The sequence below is a fragment of the Pseudomonas sp. StFLB209 genome, from assembly GCF_000829415.1.
Lineage (GTDB): Bacteria > Pseudomonadota > Gammaproteobacteria > Pseudomonadales > Pseudomonadaceae > Aquipseudomonas.
Window position 1 is genome coordinate 1,364,329 of record NZ_AP014637.1, and the last position, 19,266, is coordinate 1,383,594.

A 19,266-nucleotide genomic window follows, 5' to 3' on the forward strand; every position below is an offset into this window, starting at 1 on the left:
GAGCGCCGCCCGGCTGCTCTTGCGGTAAACATCTGCCCCCGTAGGAGCGGCTTCAGCCGCGAAGGCTTCGCCGCTAAAGCGGCTCCTGCGATGCGCCGTGTTTACCGTGCGACAGAGCGGTCTCAAGCAGCTCCGGTGGCGTCAAAGCCTGCCCCCGCCATTCAAACGCCACCGGCCACAATTGCTGGTCGATCTGGGCGCCGGCCCAGAGCTCGACAAACGACTGCCCAGTTCCCGGATGCACACGCTCCGGGGCGATCAATGACAACGGCCACAAAACAAAGGCATTTTTGAGAATTTCAGCGCGCGGCAGGATCAGCCCGTCGAAATTGCCGACCAGATCACCGTACAGCAACACGTCGATATCCAGCGGCAAACCGACGCGATCAGGCGCGTAACGGCCGTTATCTGCCTCGATGAATTTCAACCGGCGGTCCAGTTCAATCAGCGGCAGATCAGTCAGCGCCGAAACCACCAGATTGAAGAACGGCCCGCTCTTGATCCCCACCGCATGGCTTTCGAACACGGGCGAGCAATTCAGGTCGGTAAGAAACCCGGCCAGGGCATCAAGCCCGGCTGCCAGGTGCCGTTCGCGCTCGATATTGCTGCCCAGGCCCAGGAAAATCCGCGTCAGCGACATCCGCGCTCGATCTCCACGCCCACACCCTTGGCGGCGGCAACGGCGCCGGGCTTGGTCAGTTTGATGTGCAACCACGGAATGTTGAACTCACTCATCAACACCTCGGCCAGCCGTTCGGCAAACGTCTCGACCAACTGGAACTGGCTCTGCGCAGCAAAAGCCTGGATGCGCTCGGACACACTGGCGTAATCCAGTGCCTTGCTCAGGTCGTCGTTCTCGGCTGCCGGGCGGTTATCCCAGGCGAAACTCAAGTCCAGACGCAGGCACTGACGAATGCTGCGCTCCCAATCGTAGGCGCCGATGACGGTGTCAACTTCCAGCCCTTCGATGAACACTCTGTCCAAGCACTACTCTCCACTGCACGACAAGGGCGCGATGCGCCGTTAGAATCAGGGCATCCTCGCCCGGAATGGTTAGCATGTTTTGGTTACTGGCGATATTCGCCTACCTGCTCGGCTCACTGTCCTTCGCCATCCTGCTCAGCCGCCTCACTGGCAGCCCGGACCCACGTGCCAGCGGCTCAGGCAACGCCGGGGCAACCAACATGCTGCGCCTGGCCGGCAAGAAACTCGCCATCCTGACGCTGGCGGGCGATCTTTGCAAAGGCCTGTTGCCTGTGCTGATCGCCGACTACTGCGGCCTGAGCCACAACGAGCAGGCCTGGATCGGTGTCTGCGCGGTGCTGGGGCATCTGTTTCCGCTGTACTTCCGCTTTCAGGGTGGCAAGGGTGTCGCCACCGCCGCCGGCATGCTGCTCGGGCTGTATCCGCCGGCGGCCTTGCTGGCTGCGCTCATCTGGCTACTGACCTTTCATCTGACCCGCACCAGCTCGCTGGCGGCATTGATCGCCACGCCCCTGACCCTGCCACTGCTGGCCTGGCAGGAACCCAGAGTGCTGCTGCCAGTCAGCGTCCTGACCCTGCTGATTGTCTGGCGTCATCGCGGCAATCTACGCGACCTGCTCGAAGGACGCGAACGACATTTTTGAATGCCCGTATGAAAATTGATCAGCACCAAAACCGCTGCACGTCGCCCGCTCACAGGCTCGGCAACTGCTCCATCGGCCAGCGGGCCTGAACACTGATCCCAAGCCCTTCCTTCTGCCCGGCCAGCAACCGCTGGCAGCCGGCATAGGCGATCATCGCGCCGTTGTCCGTACAGAACTGTGGCCGTGCGTAGAAAACCTGGCCGTTCATCTCACCCAGCATGCTCTCCAGCGACGCACGCAGCGCCTTGTTGGCGCTCACACCACCGGCGATCACCAGGCTCTTGAGCCCGGCCTGTTTGAGTGCCCGCTTGCACTTGATGGTCAAAGTGTCCACCACCGCCTGCTGGAAGGCCAGCGAGATGTCGCAACGGGTTTGTTCGCTGTCGTCGCCAGACGCCTGGCACTGCTGCCAGGTGTTGAGCGCCGAGGTTTTCAGGCCGCTGAAGCTGAACGTCAGGCCCGGACGATCGGTCATCGGCCGCGGAAAAGTAAAACGCCCTGGCACGCCCTTGCTCGCCAAATGGGCAATTTCCGGGCCGCCAGGGTAGCGCAGGCCCATCATCTTGGCGGTCTTGTCGAAGGCTTCACCGGCCGCGTCATCCAGCGACTCGCCCATCAGTTCGTATTCACCGATGCCATCGACCCGGACCAGTTGGGTGTGACCACCGGAAACCAGCAAAGCAACGAACGGAAACTCGGGTGGCTGGGCTTCAAGCATCGGTGCCAGCAGATGGCCTTCCATGTGATGCACGCCCAGCGCCGGAATGTCCCAGGCAAACGCCAGCGCTTGCGCACACGACGCACCGACCAGCAACGCGCCGACCAGCCCGGGGCCGGCCGTGTAGGCAATGGCGTCGATATCGGTGGCCACGCAGTCGGCTTCGGCCAGCACCTGACGAATCAGCGGCAGCATGCGCTTGACGTGATCGCGCGAGGCCAGCTCGGGCACCACACCGCCATACACCCGGTGCAGGTCGATCTGGCTGAACAGCGCGTCGGCCAGCAGGCCGCGCTCGCTGTCGTATAATGCGACGCCGGTTTCATCGCAGGAAGTTTCTAATCCCAGTACTAGCATGGGGTGCGCCTTTTCAGGGGGGCAAACTTGACGAGACCGCGCAAAAGCCTGAGCGCTCAGCCTCAAGAAGGCGCGCATCATAGTCGCCGACCCGCATGCCGACCAGTGCTTTTCGATCAGAGGCTTTGCATTCCTGCTGACGAAGGGGTAACATCCGCAACCCTTAAAAACCGACGTATTCAGTGCAACGTTTGCACGAAGCGTTGCCCCCCGGTAATGAATGAAGGTAGCTCTGGATGCCAGCCGTCAAAGTAAAAGAGAACGAACCCTTCGACGTAGCTCTGCGTCGTTTCAAGCGCTCCTGCGAAAAAGCCGGTGTTCTGGCTGAAGTTCGCAGCCGTGAATTCTACGAGAAGCCAACTGCAGAGCGTAAGCGCAAAGCAGCGGCAGCCGTAAAGCGTCACGCCAAGAAAGTTCAGCGCGAACAGCGCCGCGCCGTTCGTCTGTACTAATACAGACTGACGCCGCAAGCTTCTGCCTTGCCCGGCCATAAGCCGGGCTGTCGGCAGTTGTTGTTTACTGACAAAACCCATCAGGCATTGCCTGAGCAAGCGGGTTTGGTCAGCGCACTTCCAGCCTGACTCCAGGCCGTGCGATGCGTTTTCCTGTAAAGCGCTTCAACGCACAAAGACGTTATGCCCTCGCGACTTTTCTCGCTTAAAGCCAACGGGGCTACGTTTCAACCGGCCACACCAGGGCCGGCTCAAGCGCATCTTTCAAAAAAGCACCTCAACAAAGCTCCCTGTCGTATCAGGGCCGAGTGCATTGACGTCATTCATACCGCACAATGACGAGCGCTGTAACACCGCATTTCGCCTGATGAGAACGCCATGGCCGGGTTGATTCCCCAGAGTTTCATTGACGACCTCCTGAACCGCACCGATATCGTCGACGTGGTGAGTTCGCGCGTGCAACTCAAGAAGGCCGGCAAAAACCATGTGGCCTGCTGCCCGTTCCACAAGGAAAAGAGCCCGTCGTTCAGCGTCAGCCCCGACAAGCAGTTCTACTACTGCTTCGGTTGTGGCGCGGGCGGTAACGCGCTGGGCTTCATCATGGACCACGACAACCTGGACTTTCCCCAGGCTGTCGAAGAACTGGCCAAGGCCGCTGGCATGGAAGTGCCGCGCGAGCAGAGCGTGCGCGGCCAGAAACCGCGCCAGCCAACCGATTCGCCGCTGTACCCGTTGCTGGAAGCCGCCGCCGAGTTCTACCGCCAGGCACTCAAAAACCACCCGGCGCGCAAAGCTGCCGTCGATTACCTCAAAGGCCGCGGCCTGTCGGGTGAAATCGCCCGCGACTTCGGCATGGGCTTTGCCCCACCCGGCTGGGACAACCTCTACAAACACCTGAGCAGTGACAGCCTGCAACAGAAGGTGATGATCGACGCAGGACTGCTGATCGAAAACACCGAGACCGGCAAGCGTTACGACCGCTTCCGCGACCGGGTGATGTTTCCGATCCGCGACAGCCGAGGTCGGGTGATCGCCTTTGGTGGCCGGGTGCTCGGCGACGACAAGCCCAAGTACCTGAACTCACCGGAAACCCCGGTGTTTCACAAAGGCCAGGAACTGTACGGCCTGTATGAGGCGCGCAAATTCAATCGCAACCTCGACGAAATCATCGTCGTCGAGGGCTACATGGACGTCATTGCCCTGGCCCAGCAAGGCCTGCGCAATGCCGTCGCCACGCTGGGCACCGCCACCAGCGAAGAACACCTCAAGCGGCTGTTTCGCGTGGTGCCCAGCGTATTGTTTTGCTTCGACGGCGACCAGGCCGGTCGCAATGCCGCCTGGCGCGCACTGGAAGCGACGCTGTCGAGCCTGCAGGACGGGCGCAAGGCACGCTTTCTGTTTCTGCCCGAAGGCGAAGACCCGGACACCCTGGTGCGCGCCGAAGGCACGGACGCCTTCAAGGCGCGGATCAACCAGCATGCACAACCGCTGGCTGATTACTTTTTCGAACAACTGACCCATGAGGCCGATCCGCGCTCACTGGAGGGCAAGGCACACCTGGTAACGCTGGCCGCGCCGCTGATCGAAAAAGTCCCCGGCGCCAACCTGCGCACCCTGATGCGCCAGCGCCTTAGCGAGATTACCGGGCTCAGCGGCGAGGCCATGAGCCAGATGGCGCACAATGCCCCGGCGCAGAGCATGCCGGCCCATGACAGCCATGCTGACTACAACGGCATGCCTGACTACGCCGACTTTGCTCCGGCGGGCGGCTATGAAGCCTACGATCAGGAGCCGCAGTGGACGCCGCCCAGAGGTGGCGGCGGTGCCGGTCGTCAGAATCAGAAAAAATGGGACGGCAAGCCCTGGAACAAGAAAGGCCAGGGTCAGGACTTTGAACAACGCAAGCCGCGCACGCCGGTTACGGTCGAGCAACCGATGCAGACCGCTCTGCGCACCTTGCTGCACCACCCGGAACTGGCCGAAAAGGTCGACAATGCGAGCCGGTTTGCCGATGAAGACAATTTCCAGGCGCAGCTGCTGGTCGCTTTGATCGAAGCCCGGCAAAAGAATCCGGGGTTGCGGTCGTTACAGTTGATAGCCCGCTGGCACGGCACCGAACAGGGCCGTTTGCTGCGCGCACTGGCCGAAAAGGAATGGTTGATCGAGGCCGACAACCTTGAACAACAGTTTTTCGACACTATAACTAGGTTAACCGCCCGCCAACGCGAGCGACTCCTGGACCGTTTGATCACCAAGGAAAAGCAGACCGGGCTGACTGCAGATGAAAAAATCCAGCTCTTGAGTCTGCTTTGTCGCAAAGAGCAGACACAAAACCCGACCTCAACTGGCGCGTGAGGTCCTAGCTCGGGTATAATCCTCGGCTTGTTTTTTGCCCGCCAAGACCTTCAGTGGATAGGGTGTTATGTCCGGAAAAGCGCAACAGCAGTCTCGTATTAAAGAGTTGATCACCCTGGGTCGTGAGCAGAAGTATCTGACTTACGCAGAGGTCAACGACCACTTGCCTGAGGATATTTCAGATCCTGAGCAGGTGGAAGACATCATCCGCATGATCAACGACATGGGGATCCCGGTCCACGAGAGTGCTCCGGATGCAGACGCCCTCATGCTGGCCGATGCCGACACCGACGAAGCAGCCGCTGAAGAAGCCGCCGCAGCGTTGGCGGCGGTAGAAAGCGACATCGGCCGCACCACCGACCCGGTGCGCATGTACATGCGCGAAATGGGTACGGTCGAGCTTCTGACCCGCGAAGGCGAGATCGAAATCGCCAAACGCATCGAGGAAGGTATCCGGGAAGTCATGGGCGCTATCTCCCATTTCCCTGGCACCGTCGAATACATCCTCTCCGAATACACTCGCGTCACCAGCGAAGGCGGTCGGCTGTCCGACGTCCTGAGCGGCTACATCGACCCGGATGACGGCATTGCGCCGCCAGCCGAAGTGCCGCCGCCAATGGACGAAAAGACCGCCAAGGCTGCCGAAGGTGACGACGACGAAGACGAAGAGTCCGAAAGCGGCGACGACGAGGAAGAGGCCGAGAGCGGTCCGGACCCGGTCGTTGCCCAGCAGCGTTTCGGTGCTGTTGCCGACCAGTTGGCAATCGCCCTCAAGGCCCTGAAAAAAGGCCGTGACGACAAGCAGGCCATCGCTGAAATGCTGGCCCTGGCTGATCTGTTCATGCCGATCAAGCTGGTGCCGAAGCAATTCGAAGTGCTGGTCGAACGCGTCCGTGGTGCTCTGGAGCGCCTGCGTGCCCAAGAGCGCGCCATCATGCAACTGTGTGTGCGTGATGCCCGCATGCCACGTGCCGACTTCCTGCGCCAGTTCCCTGGCAACGAAGTTGACCTGGCCTGGAGCGACTCGCTGGCCAACAGCAAGAGCAAGCATGGCGAAGCCATCGTGCGCTTCCAGCCTGACATCAAGCGTTGCCAGCAGAAGCTGCGCGACCTTGAAGAAGAAACCGGCCTGACCGTTGCTGAAATCAAGGACATCAACCGTCGCATGTCGATCGGTGAGGCCAAGGCCCGCCGCGCCAAGAAAGAAATGGTCGAGGCGAACCTGCGTCTGGTGATCTCCATCGCCAAGAAGTACACCAACCGTGGCCTGCAATTCCTCGACCTGATCCAGGAAGGCAACATTGGTCTGATGAAGGCGGTGGACAAGTTCGAATACCGTCGCGGCTACAAGTTCTCGACCTACGCCACCTGGTGGATCCGTCAGGCCATCACCCGGTCGATTGCCGACCAGGCGCGCACCATCCGTATTCCGGTGCACATGATCGAGACGATCAACAAGCTCAACCGTATTTCCCGGCAGATGCTGCAGGAAATGGGTCGTGAACCGACCCCGGAAGAGCTGGGCGAGCGCATGGAAATGCCTGAGGACAAGATCCGCAAGGTACTGAAGATCGCCAAAGAGCCGATCTCCATGGAAACCCCGATCGGTGACGACGAAGATTCGCATCTGGGCGACTTCATCGAGGACTCCACCATGCAGTCGCCAATTGACGTGGCGACCGTAGAGAGCCTCAAGGAAGCCACCCGCGAAGTGCTGTCGGGCCTCACCGCCCGCGAAGCCAAAGTCCTGCGTATGCGTTTCGGTATCGACATGAACACCGACCACACGCTGGAAGAAGTCGGCAAGCAATTCGACGTGACCCGTGAGCGTATCCGTCAGATCGAAGCCAAGGCGCTGCGCAAGCTGCGCCACCCGACCCGTAGCGAGCACCTGCGCTCGTTCCTGGACGAGTAAGCGCTTCAGCGTTCACCAGAACCCCCGGCTTGCCGGGGGTTTTGCGTTTCTGAGCCCTACCCATAACCCTGTAGGACCGGCCGGGCGGCGATCCGTTTTATCCGCGAAGCTTCGCAGCAAAGCAGCTCTTACATACCTCCCCAATCCCACCAATCATCATTTACCCGGCAAGCCCGGCAAATATGTCCTACACCTATGTACGCCACGGGCAAAAAACCTGTGCGCACCGGCCCCCTGTTGTAGCCGGCCTCACTCGCCCGCTTCAACAAGGATGTGCATTCATGCATGGACTTATACTCGACCTCGACGCTTGCCCGTCAATCGACAGTTCCCCGGCACCCTTACCTGCCGCACTGGCCCACGAGCCGGACAACCGCCTGCAGCTCGCCGCCACGGCCTTTGAACACAGTACCGCTGCGGTAATGATCACCGACACCCACCAGCGCATCCTGGCGGTCAACGCGGCGTTCAGCATCATCACCGGCTACAGCGAACAACAAGCCCTCAACCAGACACCCCGCCTGCTTGCCTCCGGCCAGCACGACAGCGCGTTCTTCGCCGCCATGTGGCACAAGCTCAACGCCGAAGGCCAATGGCAAGGCGAAATCTGCAACCGCCGCCAGAACGGCGACACCTACCCCAGTTGGCTGAGCATCAACACCCAACGCGACGCCGACGGCACTATCAGCCACTTCATCGCTGTGTTTGCCGACATCTCCGACCTCAAACGCTCCGCCGCCCGCCTCGACCACCAGGCCCACCACGACCCGCTGACCGGCCTGCCCAACCGCACCCTGTTCGAAAACCGCCTGAGCAGCGCCCTGCAACACAGCCAGGACTCCGCCAGCCTCGGCGCGGTGCTGTTCATCGACCTGGACCGCTTCAAACCCGTCAACGACACCCTCGGCCACGCCGTAGGTGACCTGCTGCTGAAAAGCCTGGCCCAGCGCCTCAAAGACAACCTGCGCGACATCGATACCGTGGCCCGCTTGGGCGGCGACGAATTCGTGGTCCTGTTGCCCGGCCTGCTGCAAGCCAGCGACGCCCAGAGCATCGCCAGCAAACTGCTGACCAGCCTGCAGACGCCCCTGCCCGCTGGCGAACACCAACTGGTGATCGGTGCCAGCATCGGCATCAGCCTGTTCCCCGATGACGGCCTGGACAGCGCCACCCTGCTCAAAAACGCCGATGCCGCCATGTACCGCGCCAAAGCCAAAGGCCGTAACTGCGTGGAACGCTACAGCCACGACCTCAGCGTACGCCGCCGCGAGCGCATCGCCCTGGAACAGCAACTCCAACAGGCCATCGACAACCACCAGCTAAGCCTGAGCTTCCAGCCGCGCATCAGCCTGCCCGACCAGCGCCTGAGCGGCGCCGCCGTGCAACTGCGCTGGAACCACCCGCAACTCGGCCTGCTGACGCCCGAACACTTCATGCCACTGGCCGAAGCCAGCGGCAGCAGCCGCCAGATCGGCGAATGGCTGATGGAAACCGCGTGCCGACAACTGCAGCACTGGCAAAAACAACAACCCGGCTTCGGCCCGCTGGCCATCAGCCTGACCAGCGCCCAACTGCGCCAGCCGCAACTGCCCGAGCGGATGCTGCAACTGCTCAGCGCCTTTCGCCTGAAACCTGCCAGCCTGCAACTGGAAATCACCGAACAAAGCATCATGAACCAGCCCGAACACACCCTCAGCGTGCTGCACAGCCTCAAACGCCTGGGCATCCGCCTGGCGATCGACGACTTCGGCACCGGCCATTCCTCACTGGGCTACCTTAAACGCCTGCCGCTGGACGCCCTGAAAATCGACCGCAGCTTCATCCGCAGCCTGCCCGAAGACCGCCACGACACCGCCATCGTCCGCGCCATCATCGCCCTGGGCCACAGCCTGCAACTGACCGTCATCGCCGAAGGCATCGAAACCCCGGAACAACGGCGGGTGCTGGAAGCGGAAGGCTGCCGGCAGCTCCAGGGGCCACTCATCGGCGCCCCGCTGGCGGCGGAGGACTTTCAGGAAAAATGTGTTGTAACGAGGTTTTTGGAAAATGCCGATGGTGCCGCCCGCCAAGCACCGTTATAATCCGCGACCTGCAAAAGGGCCTATAGCTCAGTTGGTTAGAGCAGAGGACTCATAATCCTTTGGTCCACGGTTCGAGTCCGTGTGGGCCCACCAGAAAATCGAAAGCCGCGCATTGCGCGGCTTTTTTGTATCTTGCGGGAAGCGTCGCTCATCTCGTCTCGCCCCCTCTCATCGTCCACAAAACGTCCGCACCTTCGCCACTCAGCCAGCCGGCGGGCAAGACGCTTCAGAACTTGCATACCGCAAAAAATACGTCGCGCACATAGGTCGCCACCAGCGACATAAGGGCACAACGTGTCGCTAAAACTCAAAAACAGCGACACGTTATTTAGAGATAAACACTCAAGGCCCCCTTGGCCGCATCGCATACTCGAAAGCAGTAGCCGCAACTCAGTCCTGTGACATCGGCTCAGCAAAGCCCAGCACATCACCCAGCGCCTCATCCATCAACTTCCCCACATCCGCACCAAGAAACTCCGCCTGCACAAGCGCGATCAACGCAATCGGGCTCACACCCAGAACCTGCGCAAGATCCCCAATGGTCCCCAGCGTCGGCGAGTACTCGCCCTTTTCCAGCATCCGGACATAGCGCTCGCTGACCACCGCACCGAAGTCTTCCTGGGTCAGGCCCTTTAGCCGTCGCAGGCGCTTGAAGGTTGTGCCGAAGGCAACGTTGTAGTCCATCTGTGGCTGCTCAAAAAATGAGCATTCAACACGTTGCACAAAAACCAGAACAGGAAGTATGCATCCGGTAACGAAACGCATCTTTATGCGATCAACCCATCCTCATCGTCCATCCAAGGAGGAGTTCATGAGCCATCACATATCCCCAATCACTCTCAACCATCTACCTACCCTCTCACCCCGCCCCGACAACGCCGCCGATCACACCGGCAAGCGCCGCGGCACCCTGACGGCAATCGCCTGGTATCGCTCCAGCCGCTCCGGCAAAGGCACGGTCTGGCTATGCCGATGCGACTGCGGTCTGTTCGAGTACCGACGCCCCGGCACGTGGGCCAACCGCCCTTCTCCTGACGACACATGCAAAGCCTGCCTGCGCGCCAAGGGGCCGAATGCGCGACACACGGCTCCGGCTCGCTTGCAGCGCTGGGCGGACAGTTTGCGCAGTAACGGGCTGACCGATGCGGAGATTGCCAGGATTCGGGCGCCGGGCATGATGGTGGAAACCCGAGGTTTAACGGCTAGTGAGATACGTGAGCAGTTGGCTGTTATGGATGTACGTTAGACAGTGAGCCGAATATCCAGCACTATAAGCTCATTCGATGAGCCGAATAGGCTCTCTAATCGGCTCATGAGCGAGAATGCTATGCAGAACCCCTTCTGGATCTGGCAGCAGCCCCAATGGCCGCATTTTAATTGGCAAGCCGACATACTGGCGCCGCTGCTGCGTGCCTGCACGATGGCTCAGGGTCGTTTGCTCGGTATGGTCGGTGCCGTCAGTGCGGATGCCGAGGCGCAGAGCCGTCTGGATGCCATGTTGCGCAATATCATTACCTCGTCAGCCATTGAGGGCGAGCAGTTGAATGCTGGCTCGGTGCGTTCCTCTCTGGCCCGGCGCTTGGGCATTAACGAGCAAGGTCCGGTGTCGCCTCGCTCTGAAGGGTTGGCCGAGTTGCTGGTGGATGCCACCGGCACGTCTTCACAACCGCTTGATCTGCAGCGGCTGTTTGCCTGGCACCGCTGGCTGTTCCCGGTTGATGAGGGATTGTTAGCTCGCCCGCTCGGTATCGGCACGTTGCGCGGCCATGAGCCGATGCAGGTTGTCTCCGGTCGGCTTGATCGGCCTACCGTGCACTTTGAGGCGCCACCCCGTGAGGGACTGGAGCAGCAACTGGATACGTTTCTTGCGTGGTTCGAGAACAGCCGCAGCGATAGCCAGCTTGATCCGTTGCTACGCGCCGGTATCGCCCATTTCTGGTTTGTCACCCTTCACCCGTTCGATGACGGCAATGGCCGCCTGACGCGCACCATCACCGATCTGGCCCTGGCCCAAAGCGAGCAGCAGGCCATCCGCTTCTATGCAATGTCGGCGAGCATTCTGGAAGATCGCGCCGGTTACTACCGCATTCTTGAGGCCAGCCAGAAAGGCAGCCTGGATATCACCGCGTGGCTGCAATGGTTCCTGAGCACGCTGCTGAACAGCCTGGAACAAGCCTTGGCCCGGATCGATCGGGTACTGGCCAAGGCCCGCTTCTGGCAGGCGCATCGTGATCAGGCCCTGTCGGCAGAGCAAATCAAAGTGCTTAACCGCCTGCTCGATGGTGGTGAGCGGGGCTTTGAAGAGGGCATCAGTGCAGCGCAATATCAGGCCGTTGCCAAGGTTTCCAAGGCTACCGCCACACGGCACTTGAGTGATCTGATGGAAAAGGGCTGTCTTGTGCGACTGCCGGGTGGTGGGCGTAGTACTCGTTATCAGATTGCGGTGAGCTGAAATTCATCGAACACATGCTTGAATTGGTCACCCCGGGAGATGCGCACGCTCGGGTTGCCAGTGAAAGGGTCGGTAAAACTGCGGTATCTGCTGTGCACTTACCGCCGCCTTCGTCGGCAAGCCAACCCCACCGGGTCTGCGGTGCTTATCTGAACAGGATGGGTAGCTAAGTCAGTGTCGCACTGTGACTACAGGCTACTTAATCACAGCGAGTAGCAGGTATAGTTGACCCCGTTCCCGAAAGGGGCTTGCGAGACTCTAAGGATCCTGGGTAACTAGCAATCGTAGAGCCAGGCAGGTACATGGCGATGACAAGCCGACCTGTCTGTGAATGAGGCGCCGTAAGGCGCCTTTGTCATATCTGTAATCTGGAAAATGCCTCTTTGGCCCTATGCGCCGATTTGCGCAACGACCAGGCCCCACCTCAAGTAATCACGTTATCTACCGTCTCATGAAACCGGTACTGCCCCTTGCCCCCGCGCTTGGCGGCGTACATCGCCGCATCGGCCGCACGCAGGATGTCTTCGACGTGGTTGCCGCTGGACGGGATAAACGCAATCCCGATGCTCGCGCCCAGGCGAAACGGTCCCTCATCCACCGTGACCTGTTCGATCAGTTTCTGCGCAATGGCCGCCGCGTCGGCCGGGGTGTGCATGCTGTCGACGATCACCGCGAACTCATCGCCGCCAATGCGCGCCAGACGGTCGTAGGGGCGCAGGCAGGCTTGCATCTGGACGCTGACCCAGCGCAGCACTTCGTCGCCCTTTTCATGGCTCAGGGTGTCGTTGATCAGTTTGAAGCCATCGAGGTCCAGATACAGCAAGGCACTTAACGAGCCGGTGCGCTGGGTGCGGGACACGGCGCCGTGCAGTGCCTGCATGAAGCCACGACGGTTGAGCAGGCCGGTCAGGGCATCGGTGATTGCCTGCAGCTCCAGTTGCCGGTGCAGGTCACGGACCACTGACATGTCCACTGCCAGCACGGTCATGCTCTGTTGCTCGCCCGGTAACGGCGAGCAGGACATCGCCACCGGAATGTTGCTACCGTCCCGGCCGCGCAGGTTGGCGTCGTGCAGTCGCAGGTTATCGCCGCGTTGCCGCGAGTCATGGAACACCGAGGTCTGCCAGTTGTTTTCGTGCGGCGACTCGACCCACGACAGCAGGTCGCTGCCTTGCAGTTCTTCACTGGAACAGCCGAGCATGCGGGTGATGGCCGGGTTGGCGTAACGCACCCGGCCGTCATCACCGACCACCAGAATACCCTCGGCGGTGTTGTCGAGGATCGAGGCGTTGAAGGCGCGCTCCTGCTCCAGTTGCTGGGTCAGCCGCAGCAGGCTGCGCCGGTATTGTTCGTGCTCCAGCAATATCCTGGCCTTGTGCAACAGGACCGCCGGTTGTACCGGCTTGGTCAGGAAATCCACCGCGCCGGAGGTATAGCCCTCATTGAGCACGGCATCGGTCTGGCGCAACCCGGAAATGAAGATGATCGGCGTGTAACGGCTTTGCGGCTCGGCACGCATGCGCCGGGCGGCTTCGAAACCGCCCATGCGCGGCATCTCGACATCCATCAGGACCAGGCCGATGTTGCCCCGGCTCACACATTCCAGCGCCTCGTCCCCGGAACCGGCGCAGCGTACGGGCCGATCCAGGTCTTCCAGCAGCTCGATCATTTCTTCACGGATATCTTGCTGGTCGTCGACCACCAGAATTTCCAGCGACTCATCCTGCGCTAACGGCACATCTACCTCCATGTCTGCAACGGACCGCCCCAGCCAAAGGGCCGTGGTAAACGGCCGCATCGCTACGTGCACGTTTGCTCACAGTCTAGTCACGCTTTGCAAAACATGTAGGCCAGCCCGCTTGCTTCGAGAACCGGTGCGCACTCTGGACGTTGACTCACAGCATCGCTGTTTGGCGTTAACAACTATTCGCCAGCAACGCCGTCGCCACCCGCGAGCCATTGACCCGCCCCAGCAAGGTACAGATTCGCTGCCCCGCCTCGGCCAGCGCTCGAAGTTCAATGCCGGTTTCAATGCCCAGCCCATTAAGCAGATAAACCACGTCTTCGCTGGCGACATTGCCGGTCGCGCCCTTGGCATAGGGGCAACCGCCCAGGCCGGCCACGGAGCTGTCGAACACCGCGACGCCTTCGAGCAGGCTGGCGTAGATATTGGTCAGCGCCTGGCCATAGGTGTCATGAAAATGCCCGGCCAGTTGCTCACGTGGCACCACCCGCCCCACCACGTCGAGCAACCGGCGGGTGGCCGTGGCCGTACCGACGCCGATGGTGTCGCCCAGCGAGATTTCATAGCAGCCCAGCGCCAGCAGCGCCTTGCTGACATTCGCCACGGCGGTCGGCGCGATATCACCCTCGTAAGGGCAACCCAGCACACAGGACACGTAACCGCGCACGCGGATACCCTGCTGCGCGGCCAGTTGCATGACGGGTACGAAGCGCTCCAGGCTGTCGCTGATCGAGCAGTTGATATTGCGCTGCGAGAATGACTCGGAGGCGGCGGCAAACACTGCCACTTCGCGCACTCCGGCTTCAATGGCGGCTTCAAGGCCGCGCAGGTTCGGGGTCAGGGCGCTGTACGTTACGCCAGCTCGCGGGTGGATACCGGCAAATACCTCGGCGCTGCCGGCCATCTGCGGCACCCATTTGGGCGAAACAAAACTACCCACCTCGATATGCCTCAGCCCGGCCGCCGCCAGGTCATCGACCAGCTGGACCTTGTCAGCCACGGCAATGGGCCGGGCTTCGTTCTGCAGCCCGTCGCGGGGGCCGACTTCGACCAGCCGAACGTGTTGCGGCAGGTTCATGATGATCTCCCTGGCGCATCCCGTAGGAGCGGCTTTAGCCGCGAAGGCTTCCCGGCTAAAGCGGATCGCCGCCCGCCCGGTCCTGCGCAGCGGTGACAAGGCCGCGGGTGAGCGCCTACACAGGACTCTCTAATCATGAGTTTCCAGCTCCACCAACACAGTGCCTTCAGCAATCAATTCACCTTCCTGGCAATACAGCGCCTTGACCACTCCGGCCTCGGCTGCCCGAATGCTGTGTTCCATTTTCATTGCTTCGAGCACCACCAGTTGCGTGCCGGCTTCGACACGCTGGCCGACCTCGACCAGCACGTTGACGATGCTGCCATTCATCGGCGCGACCAGCCCTGCCTGTTGCTCATGGCCAGCGGCAGCATTGGCAATCGGATCGAAGCGTTTGACCGCCAGCCATTCAAGCCCCCACCGCAGGTACAGCGTGTCACCTTCACGCAACACGCTGCGCGGCGGGGCTGTGTCCGGGCTGACTTTCACCTCCCGCAGCGCTTCGCCAGAGCTCAGGACCAGACCGGTTACAGCCGGCAAGCCACTGCGCCAGGCATTGCGCGCCGCCCAGGGTGAATGCGGATCATCGGCCCGCAGCCGGGCCGGTTCACTGGCCAGCACAGCGGCGCCAGCCTGTTGCCAGAAAGCATCGGGCAAGGGTGCGGGCGCCGGCAGCAGTTGCGCCTGATGCCGCTCGATGAACCCGGTGTCCAGTTCGGCAGCGGCAAACGCCGGGTGGGCGAGGATACGTTGCAGGAACACAAGGTTGGTCTTGAACCCGGCCACCACGGTTTCAGCCAGCATCGCCAGCAGCCGCTGCCGGGCTTCTTCGCGGTTCTCGCCCCAGGCAATCAGCTTGGCCAGCATCGGGTCGTAGAACGGCGAAATGTCATCACCCTCCTGCACCCCGCTATCAACCCGGCGCCCCGCTCCTGGTGCGGCTTCGCGATACAGCGCCAGATGACCGCTGGCCGGCAGAAAACCGCCTTCCGGGTCTTCGGCATACAGGCGTACTTCAATCGCATGGCCGTTGAGCGGCACTTGCTCCTGAGTGATCGGCAGCGGCTCACCGCGGGCCACGCGAATCTGCCAGGCCACCAGGTCCAGGCCGGTGATCGCTTCGGTCACCGGGTGTTCGACCTGCAGGCGGGTGTTCATTTCCATGAAGAAGAATTCGCCGCGGGCATCGAGCAGAAACTCGACTGTCCCGGCGCCGACATAACCGATGGCCTGGGCGGCGCGCACTGCCGCTTCGCCCATCGCCTTGCGCAATGCCGGGGTCAGGCCCGGTGCCGGTGCTTCTTCGACCACCTTCTGGTGGCGGCGCTGGATCGAACAGTCACGCTCGTTGAGGTACAGGCAGTGGCCGTGACGGTCGGCAAACACCTGGATCTCCACATGGCGGGGTTGCAGCAGGTACTTTTCCACCAGCATGCGTGCGTCACCAAACGAAGACTGCGCCTCACGCCGCGCCGAGGCCAGCGCTTCGGCCAGTTCGGTTTCGCGCTCGACCACTTTCATGCCCTTGCCGCCACCGCCCGCCGTAGCCTTGAGCAGCACCGGGTAACCGATGCGCTGGGCGGCGCTGCGAAAGGTTTCCAGGTCCTGGTCTTCACCGTGATAGCCCGGCACCAGCGGCACCCCGGCGGCTTCCATCAAGGCTTTGGCAGCGGACTTGCTGCCCATGGCTTCGATGGCGCTGGCCGGTGGGCCGAGAAACACCAGCCCGGCGTCTTCCAGACGTCTGGCGAAGGCGGCGTTCTCAGACAGAAAACCATAGCCGGGGTGCACGGCATCGGCGCCGCTGGCACGGGCCGCTGCAATGATTTTGTCGGCCAGCAGGTAACTTTCGCCAGGCCGGGCGCCGCCCAGGTCGATGGCCACATCCGCCTCGCGCACGTGGCGGGCGTTGCGGTCGATGGCACTGTGCACGGCCACACTGGTGATGCCCAGCGCCTTGGCGGTGCGCATCACCCGGCAGGCGATTTCGCCACGGTTGGCAACCAGCAGGGTATTGATTGTTGTTGTGTTCATATCGGTGTGCTCAGTCGGTTGACGGGCGGCTCACTGCCACGCGGGTTTGCGCTTGTCGAGAAAGGCGCCCAGCCCTTCCTGGCCTTCTTCGCTGACACGAATGCCGGCAATCACGCTCTCGGTACGCTGACGCAGGCCATCGCTGAGTTCACCACTGCCCACGTCGTGCAGCAGCGCTTTGCACACCCGCATCGCGTGCGGGCTGTTGAGCAACAGGTTGGCGGTCCACTGCGCCAGCGCACTGTCCAGTTGCCCGTCGGGGTAGCACTCGGCAAGCAGGCCCAGTTCACGGGCACGCTCGCCGTTGAAGCGTTCGGCACTCAGCGCATAGCGACGGCTGGCGCGCTCACCGAGCGCCTGCACCACGTACGGGCTGATCACCGCAGGCGCCAGGCCGATGCGCACTTCCGAGAGGCTGAACAGCGCGTCCGTGCTGCCAATGGCGATGTCGCAACAGGCGACCAGCCCCACCGCACCGCCAAACGCTGCGCCCTGCACCACGGCCAGGGTCGGGCACGGCAGGCGATACAGCAGGTTCATCAACTCGCCGAGCTGATGGGCATCCTTGAGGTTGGCGGCGTAGTCGAGCCGGGCGCTGGCCTGCATCCAGGCCAGGTCGGCACCGGCCGAGAAGTGTTTGCCGCGCCCGCGCAGGATCAGAAACCGCACGTCATCGTCATCACCGACCTGGCGCAGCGCCTGAATCAGTTCGTCGATCATCGCGGCGTTGAAGGCGTTGTGCTTGTCCGGGCGGTTCAGCCACAGGGTCGCGATGCCGCGTGGCTCGTGAACCAGCTCGATGGTGTTGAATGCGTTCATCAGCGCTCCTCCCGTCACATGCGGAACACACCGAAGCGGGTCGCTTCGATCGGTGCATTGAGGCTGGCGGAAATCGCCAGGGCCAGCACTTCGCGGGTCTGCGCCGGGTCGATGACGCCGTCGTCCCACAGCCGTGCGCTGGAGTAAGTGGCGGCGGCCTGGCGCTCGTACTGCTCGACGATCGGCTGGCGCAACTGTTGCTCGTCGGCGTCGGAAAACGCCTGGCCGGCACGCTCGGCCTGCTCGCGTTTGACCTGCACCAGCACGCCCGCCGCCTGCTGGGCGCCCATCACGCCAATTCGTGCATTGGGCCACATCCACAAAAAGCGCGGGTCAAAGGCACGGCCGCACATGCCGTAGTTACCGGCACCGAAGCTGCCGCCGATAATCACCGTGAACTTCGGCACGCTGGCGCAGGCCACTGCGGTGACCAGCTTGGCGCCATGCTTGGCGATGCCACCGGCTTCATATTTCTGGCCGACCATAAAGCCGGTGATGTTCTGCAAGAACACCAGGGGGATGCCGCGCTGGCAGGCCAGTTCGATAAAGTGCGCGCCTTTCTGCGCGGCTTCGGCAAACAAAATGCCGTTATTGGCCAGCACCGCCACCGGGTAGCCGCCGATCCGCGCAAAGCCGCACACCAAGGTGGCGCCGAACAGTGCCTTGAATTCGTCGAGCTGCGAGTCATCGACAATCCGCGCGATCACTTCGCGCACGTCGAACGGTTGTTTCGGGTCTGCCGGAACAATTCCGTACAGCTCCTCGGCGCCATAGCGCGGAGCGACCGGTGCCAGCGCCTGCAACGCCCCAAGCTTGCGCCAATTGAGGTTGGCCACGCAGCGCCGCGCCAGGGCCAGGGCATGGGCGTCGTCTTCGGCGTAATGGTCGGCGACCCCGGAGGTCTTGCAGTGCACATCGGCACCGCCAAGATCTTCGGCGCTCACCACCTCACCGGTGGCGGCTTTGACCAGCGGCGGGCCGGCCAGAAAGATGGTCGCCTGGTTGCGGACCATGATGGTCTCGTCGCTCATCGCCGGCACATAGGCACCACCTGCGGTGCACGAGCCCATCACCACGGCGATCTGCGCGATGCCCTGGGCACTGAGGTTGGCCTGGTTGAAGAAGATCCGCCCGAAGTGCTCACGGTCCGGGAACACTTCGTCCTGGCGCGGCAGGTTGGCGCCACCGGAGTCAACCAGGTACAGACACGGCAGGCGGTTTTCGCGGGCGATGGCCTGGGCGCGCAGGTGTTTTTTCACGGTCAGCGGGTAATAACTGCCGCCTTTGACGGTGGCATCATTGGCGATGATCATGCACTCGACGCCTTCGACCCGGCCAATACCGGCGATCAATCCGGCTGCCGGCACGTCTTCGCCATACACCTCATAAGCGGCCAACTGACCGATTTCCAGAAACGGCGAACCGGGGTCGAGCAGGCGATCGATGCGTTCACGGGGCAACAGCTTGCCGCGTGATGTGTGGCGCTGCTGAGCCTTGGCGCCACCGCCTTCGCGAATGCTGGCCAGCAGGCTATGCAGCGCCTCAACCTGGCCCTGCATGGCCGCTTGGTTGGCGAGGTATTCAGGTGAGCGGGTGTTGATTTGCGTCTGCAGGATAGTCATGACGGCCTCAC

General features: G+C 61.9%; 15 protein-coding genes, 1 tRNA gene and 1 pseudogene. 8 read left to right on the forward strand and 9 right to left on the reverse strand.

The features are described 5' to 3' along the window. Nucleotides 1-73 precede the first annotated feature (73 nt). Nucleotides 74-640, reverse strand: a complete 567-nt coding sequence (gene folK, locus PSCI_RS06350) for a 2-amino-4-hydroxy-6-hydroxymethyldihydropteridine diphosphokinase (RefSeq protein ID WP_045484300.1) — start codon at nt 638-640, stop codon at nt 74-76. After that, nucleotides 631-984, reverse strand: a complete 354-nt coding sequence (gene folB / locus PSCI_RS06355; protein ID WP_045484303.1) for a dihydroneopterin aldolase — start codon at nt 982-984, stop codon at nt 631-633. The genes folK and folB overlap by 10 nt, the downstream gene beginning before the upstream one ends. 74 nt (nt 985-1,058) lie before the next feature. Here folB and plsY point away from each other — a divergent pair, with 74 nt between their 5' ends. Continuing rightward, a complete protein-coding gene (plsY, locus tag PSCI_RS06360) occupies nt 1,059-1,628 on the forward strand; it encodes a glycerol-3-phosphate 1-O-acyltransferase PlsY (protein ID WP_045484306.1) in 570 nt (189 codons plus the stop codon). 49 nt (nt 1,629-1,677) lie between these two features. Here the strand turns inward: plsY and tsaD are convergent, their stop codons facing one another. Next, a complete protein-coding gene (gene tsaD / locus PSCI_RS06365) occupies nt 1,678-2,703 on the reverse strand; it encodes a tRNA (adenosine(37)-N6)-threonylcarbamoyltransferase complex transferase subunit TsaD (protein WP_045484309.1) in 1,026 nt (341 codons plus the stop codon). 236 nt (nt 2,704-2,939) lie between these two features. Here tsaD and rpsU point away from each other — a divergent pair, with 236 nt between their 5' ends. The 5 genes and pseudogenes from rpsU to PSCI_RS06390 all read left to right on the forward strand — a co-directional run bounded on the left by rpsU (nt 2,940) and on the right by PSCI_RS06390 (nt 9,599). Further along, a complete protein-coding gene (gene rpsU, locus PSCI_RS06370) occupies nt 2,940-3,155 on the forward strand; it encodes a 30S ribosomal protein S21 (RefSeq protein ID WP_003255575.1) in 216 nt (71 codons plus the stop codon). Between the two features lie 378 nt (nt 3,156-3,533). Beyond that, entirely contained in the window at nt 3,534-5,510 is a 1,977-nt protein-coding gene (dnaG, locus tag PSCI_RS06375; RefSeq protein ID WP_045484313.1) for a DNA primase, read from the forward strand. Between the two features lie 67 nt (nt 5,511-5,577). After that, entirely contained in the window at nt 5,578-7,425 is a 1,848-nt protein-coding gene (gene rpoD / locus PSCI_RS06380) for an RNA polymerase sigma factor RpoD (protein ID WP_045484316.1), read from the forward strand. 284 nt (nt 7,426-7,709) lie between these two features. After that, nucleotides 7,710-9,506, forward strand: a pseudogene (locus tag PSCI_RS06385) (putative bifunctional diguanylate cyclase/phosphodiesterase); the annotation flags it as partial. A 16-nt stretch (nt 9,507-9,522) separates the two neighbouring features. Continuing rightward, nucleotides 9,523-9,599 (forward strand) — tRNA-Ile (locus PSCI_RS06390). A 297-nt stretch (nt 9,600-9,896) separates the two neighbouring features. Here PSCI_RS06390 and PSCI_RS06395 read toward each other — a convergent pair. Continuing rightward, complete coding sequence (locus tag PSCI_RS06395; protein ID WP_045484319.1) at nt 9,897-10,190, reverse strand: helix-turn-helix domain-containing protein; 294 nt, start codon at nt 10,188-10,190, stop codon at nt 9,897-9,899. A 127-nt stretch (nt 10,191-10,317) separates the two neighbouring features. Here PSCI_RS06395 and PSCI_RS06400 point away from each other — a divergent pair, with 127 nt between their 5' ends. Both PSCI_RS06400 and PSCI_RS06405 read left to right on the forward strand, forming a co-directional pair. Beyond that, entirely contained in the window at nt 10,318-10,752 is a 435-nt protein-coding gene (locus PSCI_RS06400) for a hypothetical protein (protein WP_045484322.1), read from the forward strand. Between the two features lie 81 nt (nt 10,753-10,833). Then, nucleotides 10,834-11,958, forward strand: coding sequence for a Fic family protein (locus PSCI_RS06405; RefSeq protein WP_045484325.1), 1,125 nt, complete (start codon nt 10,834-10,836; stop codon nt 11,956-11,958). Nucleotides 11,959-12,382: 424 nt separating this feature from the next. Here the strand turns inward: PSCI_RS06405 and PSCI_RS06410 are convergent, their stop codons facing one another. From PSCI_RS06410 to PSCI_RS06430, 5 genes are all read right to left on the reverse strand, one after another. Then, nucleotides 12,383-13,696: a GGDEF domain-containing response regulator gene (locus PSCI_RS06410; protein ID WP_052483358.1), complete on the reverse strand. Its 1,314-nt coding sequence runs from the start codon at nt 13,694-13,696 to the stop codon at nt 12,383-12,385. Between the two features lie 178 nt (nt 13,697-13,874). After that, a complete protein-coding gene (locus tag PSCI_RS06415) occupies nt 13,875-14,780 on the reverse strand; it encodes a hydroxymethylglutaryl-CoA lyase (protein ID WP_045484328.1) in 906 nt (301 codons plus the stop codon). A 129-nt stretch (nt 14,781-14,909) separates the two neighbouring features. After that, nucleotides 14,910-16,814 carry an acetyl/propionyl/methylcrotonyl-CoA carboxylase subunit alpha gene (locus PSCI_RS06420; protein ID WP_045484331.1) on the reverse strand — a complete coding sequence of 635 codons (1,905 nt, stop codon included), beginning with the start codon at nt 16,812-16,814 and terminating at the stop codon, nt 14,910-14,912. 30 nt (nt 16,815-16,844) lie between these two features. Beyond that, nucleotides 16,845-17,633, reverse strand: coding sequence for a gamma-carboxygeranoyl-CoA hydratase (locus PSCI_RS06425; RefSeq protein ID WP_045484334.1), 789 nt, complete (start codon nt 17,631-17,633; stop codon nt 16,845-16,847). Nucleotides 17,634-17,647: 14 nt separating this feature from the next. Beyond that, nucleotides 17,648-19,255 carry a carboxyl transferase domain-containing protein gene (locus PSCI_RS06430; protein ID WP_045484337.1) on the reverse strand — a complete coding sequence of 536 codons (1,608 nt, stop codon included), beginning with the start codon at nt 19,253-19,255 and terminating at the stop codon, nt 17,648-17,650. Between the last annotated feature and the right edge of the window lie 11 nt (nt 19,256-19,266).